General features: G+C 64.4%; 12 protein-coding genes. 8 read left to right on the top strand and 4 right to left on the bottom strand.

The annotated features are described in order from the left end of the window. Nucleotides 1-32: 32 nt before the first annotated feature. From A9D60_RS01545 to A9D60_RS01515, 7 genes are all read left to right on the top strand, one after another. Nucleotides 33-2,984: a 2-oxoglutarate dehydrogenase E1 component gene (locus tag A9D60_RS01545; RefSeq protein ID WP_065265964.1), complete on the top strand. Its 2,952-nt coding sequence runs from the start codon at nucleotides 33-35 to the stop codon at nucleotides 2,982-2,984. A 12-nt stretch (nucleotides 2,985-2,996) separates the two neighbouring features. Continuing rightward, nucleotides 2,997-4,505, top strand: a complete 1,509-nt coding sequence (gene odhB / locus A9D60_RS01540) for a 2-oxoglutarate dehydrogenase complex dihydrolipoyllysine-residue succinyltransferase (protein ID WP_065265963.1) — start codon at nucleotides 2,997-2,999, stop codon at nucleotides 4,503-4,505. Between the two features lie 78 nt (nucleotides 4,506-4,583). Beyond that, nucleotides 4,584-4,856, top strand: a complete 273-nt coding sequence (locus A9D60_RS01535) for a hypothetical protein (RefSeq protein ID WP_065265962.1) — start codon at nucleotides 4,584-4,586, stop codon at nucleotides 4,854-4,856. Between the two features lie 73 nt (nucleotides 4,857-4,929). Beyond that, on the top strand, nucleotides 4,930-5,322 hold the full coding sequence (locus A9D60_RS01530; RefSeq protein WP_065265961.1) for an MAPEG family protein: 393 nt from the start codon (nucleotides 4,930-4,932) through the stop codon (nucleotides 5,320-5,322). Nucleotides 5,323-5,487: 165 nt separating this feature from the next. Further along, nucleotides 5,488-5,757: a hypothetical protein gene (locus A9D60_RS01525; RefSeq protein WP_065265960.1), complete on the top strand. Its 270-nt coding sequence runs from the start codon at nucleotides 5,488-5,490 to the stop codon at nucleotides 5,755-5,757. 70 nt (nucleotides 5,758-5,827) lie between these two features. Further along, complete coding sequence (gene lpdA / locus A9D60_RS01520) at nucleotides 5,828-7,219, top strand: dihydrolipoyl dehydrogenase (RefSeq protein WP_065265959.1); 1,392 nt, start codon at nucleotides 5,828-5,830, stop codon at nucleotides 7,217-7,219. A 116-nt stretch (nucleotides 7,220-7,335) separates the two neighbouring features. Continuing rightward, the gene (locus A9D60_RS01515) at nucleotides 7,336-7,644 is read left to right on the top strand and encodes an EthD family reductase (RefSeq protein WP_065265958.1); all 309 of its coding nucleotides are present in this window, start codon (nucleotides 7,336-7,338) and stop codon (nucleotides 7,642-7,644) included. A gap of 48 nt (nucleotides 7,645-7,692) precedes the next feature. On the opposite strand, the gene A9D60_RS01510 is transcribed toward A9D60_RS01515, so the two are convergent. The 4 genes from A9D60_RS01510 to A9D60_RS01495 all read right to left on the bottom strand — a co-directional run bounded on the left by A9D60_RS01510 (nucleotide 7,693) and on the right by A9D60_RS01495 (nucleotide 11,209). Further along, nucleotides 7,693-8,700: a sterol desaturase family protein gene (locus tag A9D60_RS01510; protein WP_065265957.1), complete on the bottom strand. Its 1,008-nt coding sequence runs from the start codon at nucleotides 8,698-8,700 to the stop codon at nucleotides 7,693-7,695. A 189-nt stretch (nucleotides 8,701-8,889) separates the two neighbouring features. Continuing rightward, on the bottom strand, nucleotides 8,890-9,639 hold the full coding sequence (locus A9D60_RS01505; RefSeq protein ID WP_065265956.1) for a lysophospholipid acyltransferase family protein: 750 nt from the start codon (nucleotides 9,637-9,639) through the stop codon (nucleotides 8,890-8,892). Further along, the gene (locus tag A9D60_RS01500; protein ID WP_065265955.1) at nucleotides 9,636-10,535 is read right to left on the bottom strand and encodes a cell division protein FtsX; all 900 of its coding nucleotides are present in this window, start codon (nucleotides 10,533-10,535) and stop codon (nucleotides 9,636-9,638) included. The genes A9D60_RS01505 and A9D60_RS01500 overlap by 4 nt, the downstream gene beginning before the upstream one ends. Further along, entirely contained in the window at nucleotides 10,532-11,209 is a 678-nt protein-coding gene (locus A9D60_RS01495; RefSeq protein WP_065265954.1) for a cell division ATP-binding protein FtsE, read from the bottom strand. The genes A9D60_RS01500 and A9D60_RS01495 overlap by 4 nt, the downstream gene beginning before the upstream one ends. Before the next feature lie 207 nt (nucleotides 11,210-11,416). Here A9D60_RS01495 and A9D60_RS01490 point away from each other — a divergent pair, with 207 nt between their 5' ends. Further along, entirely contained in the window at nucleotides 11,417-12,481 is a 1,065-nt protein-coding gene (locus A9D60_RS01490) for a zinc-ribbon domain-containing protein (protein ID WP_065266063.1), read from the top strand. Nucleotides 12,482-12,535: the final 54 nt, after the last annotated feature.

The following is a 12,535-nucleotide window of genomic DNA, read 5'->3' as shown; positions in this document are numbered from 1 at the left end:
CAGGACAGGCTCACGCTGAACGAGGCCCCCCAATGACCGAACAAAGCCCCAACGACATTTTCCACGCCTCCTCCTTCATGCAGGGGCACAATGCGGAGTATCTGGAGCAGCTTTATGCCCGTTACGCCAATGACCCCAATGCGGTGGATGCCGCCTGGGCCGAGTTCTTCCGCCAGATGGGCGACGCCGAACTGGACGTGAAGGCAGAGGCCAAGGGCCCCTCCTGGGCGCGCGGCGACTGGCCGCCGGCGCCCAATGACGATCTGACCGGCGCGCTGACCGGCGAATGGCCGGCACCCGCCGAGGCCAAGGGCGCAGGCAAGAAAATCAAGGACAAGGCCGCCGCCAAGGGCGTTGAGGTCACCGACGATCAGATCCAGCGCGCGGTGCTGGACTCGATCCGCGCGCTGATGCTGATCCGCGCCTACCGGATCCGCGGCCATCTGGCGGCTGATCTGGACCCGCTGGGCATGCGCGCAAACGCCAGCCACCCGGAGCTGGATCCGAAATCCTACGGCTTCACCGATGCCGACATGGACCGGCCAATCTTCCTCGACAATGTTCTGGGCCTGCAGGTCGCAACCATGCGCCAGATCGTGGAGATCGTGAAACGCACCTACTGCGGCACCTTTGCCCTGCAATACATGCACATTTCCGACCCGGAGCAGGCCAGCTGGCTGAAGGAGCGGATCGAGGGCTACGACAAGGAAATCACCTTCACCCGCGAGGGCCGCAAGGCGATCCTCAACAAGATGGTCGAGGCCGAGGGCTTCGAGAAATTCCTGCACGTCAAATACACCGGCACCAAGCGCTTCGGCCTCGACGGCGGTGAAAGCCTCATTCCGGCAATGGAGCAGATCATCAAGCGCGGCGGTGCCCTGGGTGTGCGCGACATCGTGATCGGCATGCCCCACCGCGGCCGCCTCAATATCCTCGCCAATGTGATGCAGAAGCCCTACCGGGCGATCTTCAACGAATTCCAGGGCGGCAGCTTCAAGCCCGAGGACGTGGACGGCTCCGGCGACGTGAAATACCACCTCGGCGCGTCCTCCGACCGCGAGTTTGACGGCAACAACGTGCACCTCAGCCTGACCGCCAACCCCTCCCACCTGGAGGCGGTGAACCCGGTGGTTCTGGGCAAGGTCCGCGCCAAGCAGGACCAGCTGGGCGACACCGACCGCAGCCAGGTTCTGCCGATCCTGCTGCATGGCGATGCGGCCTTTGCAGGCCAGGGCGTGGTGGCGGAATGCTTTGCGCTGTCGGGCCTGCGCGGCCACAAGGCCGGCGGCACCATGCACATCGTGGTGAACAACCAGATCGGCTTCACTACCGCACCGCATTTCTCGCGCTCCTCCCCCTACCCCACTGACAACGCGCTGGTGGTTGAGGCGCCGATCTTCCACGTGAACGGCGACGACCCGGAGGCGGTGGTGCACGCGGCCAAAGTGGCCACCGAGTTCCGCCAGAAGTTCCACAAGGACGTGGTCATCGACATCTTCTGCTACCGCCGCTTCGGTCACAACGAAGGCGACGAGCCGATGTTCACCAACCCCTTGATGTACAAGAAGATCAAGGGCCACAAGACCACGCTCACGCTCTACACCGACCGGCTGGTCAAGGACGGGCTTATCCCCGAGGGCGAGATCGAGGACATGAAGGCCGCCTTCCAGGCGCATCTGAACGAAGAGTTCGAGACCGGCAAGAACTACAAGCCCAACAAGGCCGACTGGCTGGACGGGCGCTGGTCGCATCTGGACAAGAAAGACGCCGACTACCAGCGCGGCCGCACCGCGATTGAGCCGGACACCCTGGCCGATATCGGCCGCGCGCTGAGCCAGGTGCCCGAAGGCTTCCCGCTGCACCGCACCGTCGGCCGGTTCCTGGACGCCCGCGGCAAGATGTTCGAAACCGGCGAGGGCTTTGACTGGGCCACCGGCGAGGCGATGGCCTTCGGCTCCCTGATGCTGGAAGGCTACCCGGTGCGCCTGGCCGGCCAGGACGCCACCCGCGGCACCTTCTCGCAGCGCCATTCCGGCATCGTCAACCAGGAGACCGAGGAGCGCTACTACCCGCTCAACAACATCCGCGCGGGCCAGTCCCAATACGAAGTGATCGACTCGGCGCTGTCCGAATACGCGGTGCTGGGGTTTGAATACGGCTACTCGCTGGCGGAACCCAATGCGCTGACCCTGTGGGAAGCCCAGTTCGGCGATTTTGCCAACGGCGCCCAGATCATGTTCGACCAGTTCATCTCCTCAGGTGAATCGAAGTGGCTGCGGATGTCTGGCCTCGTCTGCCTGCTGCCGCACGGGTTCGAGGGCCAGGGGCCGGAACACTCCTCCGCCCGGCTGGAGCGCTTCCTGCAGATGTGCGGGCAGGACAACTGGATCGTCGCCAACTGCACCACGCCTGCAAACTACTTCCACATCCTGCGCCGCCAGCTGCACCGCACCTTCCGCAAGCCGCTGATCATGATGACCCCGAAATCCCTGCTGCGCCACAAGCTCGCGGTCAGCAAGGCAGAGGAATTCACCACCGGCTCCAGCTTCCACCGGGTGCTGTGGGACGACGCGCAGCACGGCAACTCCGACACCCAGCTGGTGGCGGACGACAAAATCAAGCGCGTGGTGATGTGCTCTGGCAAGGTCTACTTCGACCTCTTGGAAGAACGCGACGCCCGCGGCATCACCGATGTCTACCTGATGCGGGTGGAACAGTTCTACCCGTTCCCGGCCATCTCGATGGTGAAAGAGCTGGAACGCTTCAAGCAGGCGGAAATGGTCTGGTGCCAGGAAGAGCCCAAGAACCAGGGCGCCTGGACCTTCATCGAACCCAACATCGAATGGGTGCTGACCCGCATCGGCGCCAAGCACACCCGGCCGGTCTATGCGGGCCGCGCCACCTCGGCCTCGCCCGCAACCGGCCTGGCCAGCGAACACAAAGCCCAACAAGCAGCCCTCGTGAACGAAGCGCTGAGCATCTGAGGATAAAGAGACATGACAACCGAAGTCCGCGTACCCACCCTGGGCGAATCCGTGACCGAGGCCACCGTGGCCACCTGGTTCAAGAAGCCCGGCGACAGCGTCAATGCCGATGAAATGCTCTGCGAGCTGGAAACTGACAAGGTGACGGTTGAGGTGCCCTCGCCCGCCGCCGGCACCTTGGGCGAGATCGTCGCCGCAGAAGGCGACACCGTCGGCGTTGATGCGCTGCTGGCCACCCTGACCGAGGCCAATGGCGCTGCCGCGGCCCCGGCTGCCGCCGCACCGGCCCCTGCTGCTGCGCCCTCCGGCGACGACAGCGCCCCGGTGCCGGTCATGGTTCCCGCACTTGGCGAGTCGGTCTCCGAGGCGACCGTTTCCTCGTGGTTCAAGAAGGTGGGCGACACCGTCGCGCAGGATGAAATGCTGTGCGAGCTGGAAACCGATAAGGTCTCCGTCGAGGTGCCCGCGCCGGCTGCTGGCGTGCTGACTGAGATCATGGCAGCGGAAGGCGCCACCGTGCAGGCCTCCTCGCAGCTGGGCGTGATCGCCTCCGGCGCCGCCGGTGCCGCAGCAGCACCTGCCGCAGCCCCTGCCCCGGCCGCCGCTGCCGGCAGCTCCAAGGACGTCGCCAACGCACCCTCCGCGGAGAAAGCCATGGCGGAGGCCGGCATCAGCGCCGATCAGGTCACCGGCTCGGGCCGCGACGGCCGCATCATGAAGGAAGACGTCGCCGCCGCCGTGGCCGCCGCCAAGGCAGCCCCTGCCGCCGCGCCTGCCCCGGCACCGGCCCAGGTCCGCGGCCCCGTCACCGCCGATGACGCCGCACGCGAGGAGCGGGTGAAGATGACCCGCCTGCGCCAGACCATCGCCAAGCGCCTGAAGGACAGCCAGAACACCGCTGCCATGCTGACCACCTACAACGAGGTCGACATGACCGAGGTGATGGCGCTGCGCAACGAGTACAAGGATCTGTTCCTGAAGAAGCACGGCGTGAAACTGGGCTTCATGTCCTTCTTCACCAAGGCCTGCTGCCACGCGCTGAAGGAAGTGCCCGAAGTCAACGCCGAGATCGACGGCACCGACATCGTCTACAAGAACTATGTCCACATGGGCATCGCCGCAGGCACGCCCACGGGCCTGGTTGTGCCGGTGATCCGCGACGCCGGCGCGATGTCCTTTGCCTCCATCGAGAAGGCGATTGCCGAAAAAGGCGCCCGCGCCCGCGACGGCAAACTGTCGATGGCGGAAATGCAGGGCGGCACCTTCACCATCTCCAACGGCGGCGTCTACGGCTCGCTGATGTCCTCGCCGATCCTGAACCCGCCGCAGTCCGGCATTCTCGGCATGCACAAGATCCAGGACCGCCCGATGGCGATCAATGGCAAGGTGGAAATCCGCCCGATGATGTATCTGGCGCTGAGCTATGACCACCGTATTGTCGACGGCAAAGGCGCCGTGACCTTCCTGGTCCGCGTCAAGGAAGCGCTGGAAGACCCGCGGCGTTTGCTGATGGATCTGTAAGCACATCACAAAGCGCCCCGGGCCCGAAACCGGCCCGGGGTTGCCAAGACAACAAGTAATTTCCTGTCCGAGAATTAGATGAGCTATCAGCCTGAGCCAGATACGGAACAGGAACTTCCAAAGCTTTTCGCTTTGAAGCGTCGGCTTGTCTCATTCAAAAATCAGAGACCGGCCGCATTCTGGTTCCGGACCTGGCTGCTGACTGCAGTAATAGTACTGCCGGTATTGCTGATGTCCGGTTTCGAAGGCTTCCAGAGGCCCAGTCACAAAGCTCTACTGGCGATTTCCGTCACCGGCTGGGTTTATCCCTTTTTCCTATGGATCAAGCAGCGCAAGGAACGGGACCAATGAAACCCCCGGTGGTTCGTAATGCCTGTTTTGCCTCCCTTGTTCGTGCCACTCCTGCGGCTAAGGCAGTAATCAAATGACCCTCCCGCTCTGGGGCCTTGTCTGCCTCTCGATCCTCGCCCTGATCCACGTGAGCTGCGACAGCTTCCTGCTGAAGCTCTCGGTGGGCAATGCCTGGACCGCAGGCCCGCGCGACACATCCGTCAGCCGCGGCGCGCTGGCGGGCCGGGCGCGGCGGGCCTTCACCAATTTCCTGGAAACTGCACCGGTCTTCATCGCCTTGGCGCTGGTTTCAGAACTGGCAGGCCTGCACAGCGCACTGATCACCGGCGGCATCTACACTTACCTCGCCGGCCGCGCCCTCTACCTGCCTGCCTACCTCAGCGGCGTGCCTTATCTGCGCACTGCCATCTGGCTGATTGCCACCAGCGGCCTTGCCGCGATGCTCGCGGGGGTGCTCCTCGCATGAGCTTTCACCTTTCCGAAAATACTCAAATTGGCTCCGCCCAAGCCGGGGGCAGCGCCGCTATTCTGCGGAAACTTCTGCGGCACACGCCTTTCTTGAGTGGAATCAAAGCGCTCCTTACCCTTACCGGGGCATCCTGCCCTCAATACGGATAAAGGAGTAACCCCGATGGCAACCCATGTTCTCTGGCAGGCCGATGTGGCCGATTTCACCGCCTGGCTCACCGTGTTCCGGCAGGACAAGCGCAACCGGCAGGCCGCGGGCATCACCGATTTGAACGTCTGGAGCGATCCGGACCGCAAGAACCACGCCGTGGCGCTGTTCGCTATCACCGATCTGGAGAAGGCCCGCGCCTTTTTCGGCTCGGAAGAGCTTGCCATGCACCTTGAACGCGACGGGGTCACCAATATCTCGATCAAGATGTTGACCCCGGTCTGATCATAACACCACAATCCCCTAACGCGTGTTCCGAGAAACGGAACCGGGGAGAAACGAGGAAAACCGACCTATGTCCCAATATGACGTCATCGTAATCGGCGCCGGCCCCGGCGGCTATGTCTGCGCCATCCGCTGCGCCCAGCTGGGACTGAAAACAGCTGTTGTCGAGGGCCGCGAGACCCTTGGCGGCACCTGCCTGAACGTGGGCTGCATCCCCTCCAAGGCGCTGCTGCACTCGACCCACCTGCTGCATGAGGCAGAGCACAACTTTGCCCATATGGGCCTCAAGGGAAAATCGCCCTCGGTCGACTGGGACCAGATGAAGGCCTACAAGGATGAGGTGATCGGCCAGAACACCGGCGGCATCGAGTTTCTGTTCAAGAAGAACAAGATCGACTGGATCAAGGGCTGGGCCTCCATCCCGGCGGCCGGCAAGGTGCAGGTCGGCGACGCGGTGCATGAGGCCAAGAACATCGTGATCGCCTCCGGCTCGGTGCCCGCCTCCATTCCGGGTGTCGAGATCGACGAGAAGATCGTGGTTTCCTCCACCGGCGCGCTGGAGCTGCCGAAGATCCCGAAAAAGCTGGCAGTGATCGGCGCCGGCGTCATCGGTCTGGAACTGGGCTCGGTCTATGCCCGCCTCGGGTCGGAAGTGACCGTGGTCGAATACATGGACGCAGTCTGCCCCGGCATGGACAAGGATGTGCAGCGTTCCTTCAAGCGGATCCTGGAGAAACAGGGCCTCAACATCATCCTGGGCGCCGCGGTGCAGGGGGTGGAAACCTCCAAGACCAAGGCCAAGGTCAAATACCAGCCCAAGAAGGGCGGCGACGAGGTCACGCTGGACGCCGATGTGGTTCTGGTGGCGACCGGCCGCAAACCCTACTCCGAAGGGCTGGGGCTGGATGCGCTGGGGATCAAGATGACCGAGCGCGGCCAGATCGCCACCGACAACCACTGGCGCACCAACCTGCCCGGCATTTACGCCATCGGTGATGTCATCGAAGGCCCGATGCTGGCCCATAAGGCCGAGGATGAAGGCATGGCGGTTGCCGAGGTGATTGCCGGCAAGCACGGCCATGTGAACTACGGCGTCATTCCGGGCGTCGTCTACACCACGCCCGAGGTGGCCACCGTCGGTGCGACCGAGGACGCGCTCAAGGCCGAAGGCAAGAAGGTCAAGGTGGGCAAGTTCATGTTCATGGGCAACGCCCGCGCCAAGGCTGTGAACCAGGCTGAGGGCGGTTTTGTGAAGATCATCACCGATGCGGAAACCGACCGCATCCTGGGCGCCGCTATCATCGGTCCGGCAGCGGGCGACATGATCCATGAGCTCTGCGTGGCAATGGAATTCGGCGCCTCAGCGGAGGACGTGGCCCTGACCTGCCACGCCCACCCGACTTATTCTGAGGCCGTGCGCGAAGCCGCGCTGGCCTGCGGCGACGGGCCAATCCACAGCTGAGCGGCGCCCCCCCGGCAGAAAGTTCAGGGCAGCCCGTCGGGGCTGCCCTTTTGGTTTTGCACGGAAGCAAATCAGCATATGACTGGGGCAGCTATTCCCTTTCAGGAGACATCCCCATGCCCGTTTCATTGCAAGTCATCTACCCGGCTGCCGAAGGCAAAACCTTCGACTACGCTTACTACGCTGACACCCACATGCAGATCGTGGACCAGCACATGGGGCCGCATATCCAGTCGGCTGTGGTGACCAAGGGGCTGGCAGGCGGGCCGGACATCGCGCCGCCGTTCTTTGCCATCGCCACATTGGTTTTTGCCGATCAGGCGGCGATGGATGCGGCAATGAAGGCCGCAGGGCCTGCGCTGGAGGACATTCCGAATTTCACCGATGTGCAGCCGCAAATCCTGATCGGCGACGTGATCCGCTGACCGCCCGCAACCGGGGCGCCGGCCCCTCCCCGCGGTCCGGGCAGGCGGTTATCGGGCGTCCGTCCGGCTGCTGCGCCCTGCTGTTTTGCCGCTCCGCTTCAGACGGCGCGCGGCCTTGACGAAGGGGATGGAATAGAGCTTCCAGCAGGTGTCCATCTCCATCGGTTTCATGCCCGCGACACCGAATTTCACATCGCGGTTGTCCTCCGGCATTTCATAGGTGCCGAAAATCACGTCCCAGACCGGAAACATAAAGGCAAAGTTCTTGTCGAAATGGTCCGGATGGCAGCTGTGGTGCACATGGTGATGAGCCGGCGACGGGAAGACCTTGGACCAGATGCCGGGCCAGCGCAGCCAGACGTGGGAATGGCGCAGGTTATAGGCCAGGATGTTGAAGACAAACATCAGGATGGGCACGCCCAGAATGCTGGGGACGCTCGGCACCACCGCGGCATACTGGTAGACACCGCCGGCGACCGCCCCGTAGCCCGCGCCGATCAGCAGCAGATAGAAGAAGTTGTCCACCGGGTGCTCGCGGTAGTTGGACAGCGGATGCATCACCTCGGCGCTGTGGTGCACCTTGTGGAACTCCCACAGGATCGGCACCTTGTGCTGCAGGTAGTGCACGGTATAGCCGATCAGGTCGAGCACGATTGTGCTGACCAGCATGTAGCCGATCACGATCCCCCAGCCCGCGGCGCCTTCGGCAGTGACGGGCAGAGAGGTGATCGCATGGCCGGTGATCCAGCGGAACACCGTGGCTGCAGTACCGGCAAAAAGCCCCAGCAGCAGGAAATGCGCCAGCAGTTTGTGGAAGAAGAAATAACGCACATCAAGCCAGGCTGACGGATGCGACCACACCGACTTGGGAAACAGAAACGCCAGAAAGGAACCCTCAGCGGCGTTGCGGCTCTGCCTGCGCTGGAACAGGTAGACCCCGTAGGCCGCCAGAACGGAGGTCGCGATATAGAGGTAGAAAACGCGCTGCCCGGGGTCGAGAAAATACAGGAGAACATCTCTGGCATAAGCCAGATAGGAAGCCAGGAATTCGCTCATTCTTTTACTGCCCGCTCATTTACTGCCTGCCATCGGCACTTGTTGCGCGCATGGCAGACCCTGCCGCCGGGCAGCGGCCTGCTGCGCATTCTTGCGGCAAGGCTAGACTGTTTCGGGCGAACCGTCACCCCGGCAAATTGGCGCCGTGGCCTGCAGCGCGCAGCCGGAACAGCCGGCCAGGCCGCCGGATCAGGCCTGAACGGCTGACTGGTCGGGATTGAAACCGGCTTCGCGCATCAGCGCGTCTGAGCGGCTCTCGACCCGCTCTTCCAGCTGCGCCATGAACTCGTCGCGGGCAAGGCCCGGCTGCATCGGCTCCAGGAATTCCACCACCGCCAGGCCCGGCTTGCGGTAGATGCCGGTGCGGGGCCAGAACACGCCGACATTGGTGGCAGCCGGCACGCAGGGCTGGTTCAGCCCGTCATAGAGAACCGCGGTGCCGATCTTGTAGGGTTTCCTGGCACCGGGCGCCACGCGGGTGCCCTGCGAATAAATGATCAGCTGGCCCGGCTCGGTGCTTTCCTTGGCGACATCCTTGACCATCTTGGCAATCGCCGCACCGCGCTTGCCGCGGTTCACCGGCACGCAGCCCAGCCGCTTGGCGTAGACGCCTATAACGGGCGTCCACATCAGTTCTTTCTTCATGATGAACCGGGCTGAGGGCACCGCGTTGAAGATGATCAGGATATCCAGGAAACTCTGATGCTTGGCGGCGACGATCACCTCGCCCTCGGGCACCTGCCCGCGCACCTCGGAGCGGATGCCGACCATCCAGCGGGCGGTCCACAGCGACCAGCGGGCATAGGTCTTGCAGGCCGTGCGCGCACCCTTGGGCGACACCATTGCCCAGGGTGCAAACACGATGCCCAGCACCAGCATCGCCAGATACATCTGCGTGATGAAGACCAGCGAGCGCAGCCATTGGATCGGGTTTTTCACGACAGTTCCCCCAGACGTTTGGTGGCCGCCCGGGTGGTGGCGGCAAAGGCCACCAGCGCGCCCAGCGGCGGGATCAGCAAGGGTGCCAGCCAGCCCAAGCCCTGAAAGCCGAGCCCGGTCAGGAAACCGCCCTCAGCGGAGGCTGCCGGCATCAGGAAAACCCCGATCATGCCTGCTGCCACGCCAACGGCCGTGCCGGTCAGCGCCCGCAGGGTGAAGCGGCGGATGAAGGCCTGGGCGATGTAGCTGTCAAGCGCGCCGACCAGCCGCAGCACCTCGATCACCTGGGCGTTTGCGGCCAGGGCGGCATTGGCGGCCAGAGTGATCATCGCCGCAGTGGCCCCGCCGATCAGCAGGATCGACACCCAGGCGAGACGGCGCAGCGCCTGTGCGGCATCCACCAGTGGTGCCCGCCAGCGGGTGTGGTCATCCAGCACCGCGCCCGGCACCTCGGCCTGCAGCCGCAACCGCAAACCCTGGGCGTCATAGCCGGCATCGTCACCGGTCACCTCAATCAATTGCGGCAGCGGCAGGTCCCCCACCGGCACCCCGGCCCCGAACCAGGGCGCCAGCAGCGCCGCCTGCTCCGCGCCGGTCAGCGCCCGTGCGGTGGCCACACCGGGGGTCTGGCGCAGGATCTCCAGCGCTGCCTCGGTCTGCGCCGCGCGCTGCTCTGCCGGTGCGTTGATGCGCAGGGTGGCGGCGCGGGCCAGCTCCTCGGCCCATTGGTCGGCCAGCCGGCCGGAGGCCATCGACAGCGCCAGCGCAAACACCGTGAGGAACGCCATGGCGCCGGAGACAAACAGGGTCAGCTGGGCGGTAAAACCGCTCGGCGGCACCACCCGGTCAGCCTGGGCATCCCCCAGGATCAGCTTGCGCAGCCTGCCCTCGGTCATAGGTCCGCCCCCGCCAGTTGCAGCTGCCGGTTGGAAATCCGCAGCACCCGCGCCTGCACCTGGTTCTTAGCAGCGCGGATCAGCGACAGGTCATGGGTGGCGACCAGGATGGTCTTGCCCATCCGGTTCAGCTCCACCAGCAGCTGCAGCAGCCGCTGCGACATTTCCCAATCGACATTGCCTGTCGGCTCATCGGCGATGATCACATCCGGCGACAGGATCACGGAACGGGCCAGCGCCGCCCGCTGGCGTTCGCCGCCCGACAGCTCCGGCGGCAGCGCATGGGCACGCTCGCTGAGGCCGACCCAGTTCAGCAATTCCTGCAGGTTGGCCTCTTCGTGGCTCAGCTCGCGCCCCGAGACCAGCAGCGGCAGCGCGATGTTCTCGATCACCGGCAAATGGTCCAGGAACCGGCAGTCCTGATGCACCACGCCCACCCGGCGGCGCAGATAGGCCATCTGGTCGCGGTCCAGCCCGTGCACGTCCATGTTGAAGGCGCGCACCCGCCCTGCAGTCGGGTTCAAGGCCCCGTAGCAGAGTTTCAGCAGCGTGGTTTTGCCCGCGCCGGACGGGCCGGTCAGGAAATGGAACGAGCCCGGCGCCAGCTGCACCGAGACACCGTTCAGCAGCTCGCCGCCGCCGTAATTGTAGCCCACATTTTCCAGCTCGATCACTGCTGCCCCCTGAACGCGCCTGCTGTTTGCGCCCGGCTGTTTTGCCCCAAGGGGCGGGCAGTTTCAATGGGGGCTCTGTTGCAGGGAAACACGGGCCTTTACCGTTGCCGCAATTGCCACTTTCACCACCTGTGGCGGATGCCTATAATCCCTTGAAAAACAACCTGCCGCCGGCCAGTGCGGCGGGAAGGTGCCGAGGAGAGCATGATGCGCCTGACCTGCCCGAATTGTGCAGCCCAATATGAGGTTCCCGAGGACGTGATCCCGACTGAGGGGCGCGATGTGCAGTGCTCCAACTGCGGCCAGACCTGGTTCCAGGCGGCAGCAGGCACCGCTGAAGCCGGGGCAGAGGATGCGCTGGAAAACATCGGCATCGAAGAAGCCTTTGCCCGCGCGGCAGAAGCCGAGGCACGGGAGAAAGCAGAGCGGGAGCTGGCGGCAAAGGCCGAACAGGAAGCCGCAGCGAAAGCGAAGGAAGAGCGGGAAAGAGCGGCGCAAGCCGAGCGGAACGCCGGGCAGCAGCTGGAAGCTGAACCAGAGCCTGAACCTGAGGCGGAAGACAGCACGCCGGAAGACACCGCGCAAGAAGACAGCCCGGAACCTGCGGATGAGGCGGAAACTGCCGCAGCCGCACCGCAGGAGGCCTCTGAAGAAGACGCCGATGACCGGTCCGGCAGTCATGACGAGGACGAAGGCGAAGACCTTCACGCCGAAGAAGCACCGCAGCCGCAACGCGGACGCACGCTGGACCCGGAAATGTCCGACATCCTGCGCGAGGAAGCTGCGCGCGAGGCCGAACTGCGCAAGGCAGAGGCCCAGAGCCTGGAAACCCAGCCCGATCTGGGGCTGGAGGGTGCTGCACCCGCGGAGGATGACGAAGCCGCCCGCCGCAGCCGCCAGGCGCGCGACCGAATGGCGCGGATGCGCGGCGAGGACCCGCGCCAGCTGGCCGCTGCCGAAAGCGGCTCACGCAAGGAATTGCTGCCGGACATCGAGGAAATCAACTCCACCCTGCGCTCTGCCGGCAGCCCGGCCCCCGCACCGCTGGCAGACCCGGAAGAGCTGCCGGTGCGGCGCAAGAGCGGCTTTGCCCGCGGTTTTGCGGTGTCGGTGATTGCGGCGCTGATCCTGGTGATGATCTATGACAAGGCGCCGCTGATTGCCGAGAAGCTGCCGCTGGCGGACCCGGCGCTCAGCAGCTATGTGGACTGGGTGGATCAGGCGCGGCTGTGGCTGGACAGCCAGGTGAAGTCCGTCACCGCCACTCAGTAATAACAGTTTCCCTGAAGATCCCGGTCAGCGGCTCTACCGGCAGCACCCTGTGCT

The sequence above is a fragment of the Leisingera sp. JC1 genome, from assembly GCF_001679925.1.
Lineage (GTDB): Bacteria > Pseudomonadota > Alphaproteobacteria > Rhodobacterales > Rhodobacteraceae > Leisingera.
This window is presented reverse-complemented; position numbering and strand designations above follow the sequence as displayed.

Bases quoted from the DNA above. Each gene is read 5' to 3' on its own strand.
- A9D60_RS01545 (WP_065265964.1), top strand. From the start codon at position 33: ATGACCGAACAAAGCCCCAACGACATTTTCCACGCCTCCTCCTTCATG.
- odhB (WP_065265963.1), top strand. From the start codon at position 2,997: ATGACAACCGAAGTCCGCGTACCCACCCTGGGCGAATCCGTGACCGAG.
- A9D60_RS01535 (WP_065265962.1), top strand. From the start codon at position 4,584: ATGAGCTATCAGCCTGAGCCAGATACGGAACAGGAACTTCCAAAGCTT.
- A9D60_RS01530 (WP_065265961.1), top strand. From the start codon at position 4,930: ATGACCCTCCCGCTCTGGGGCCTTGTCTGCCTCTCGATCCTCGCCCTG.
- A9D60_RS01525 (WP_065265960.1), top strand. From the start codon at position 5,488: ATGGCAACCCATGTTCTCTGGCAGGCCGATGTGGCCGATTTCACCGCC.
- lpdA (WP_065265959.1), top strand. From the start codon at position 5,828: ATGTCCCAATATGACGTCATCGTAATCGGCGCCGGCCCCGGCGGCTAT.
- A9D60_RS01515 (WP_065265958.1), top strand. From the start codon at position 7,336: ATGCCCGTTTCATTGCAAGTCATCTACCCGGCTGCCGAAGGCAAAACC.
- A9D60_RS01510 (WP_065265957.1), bottom strand. From the start codon at position 8,700: ATGAGCGAATTCCTGGCTTCCTATCTGGCTTATGCCAGAGATGTTCTC.
- A9D60_RS01500 (WP_065265955.1), bottom strand. From the start codon at position 10,535: ATGACCGAGGGCAGGCTGCGCAAGCTGATCCTGGGGGATGCCCAGGCT.
- A9D60_RS01490 (WP_065266063.1), top strand. From the start codon at position 11,417: ATGCGCCTGACCTGCCCGAATTGTGCAGCCCAATATGAGGTTCCCGAG.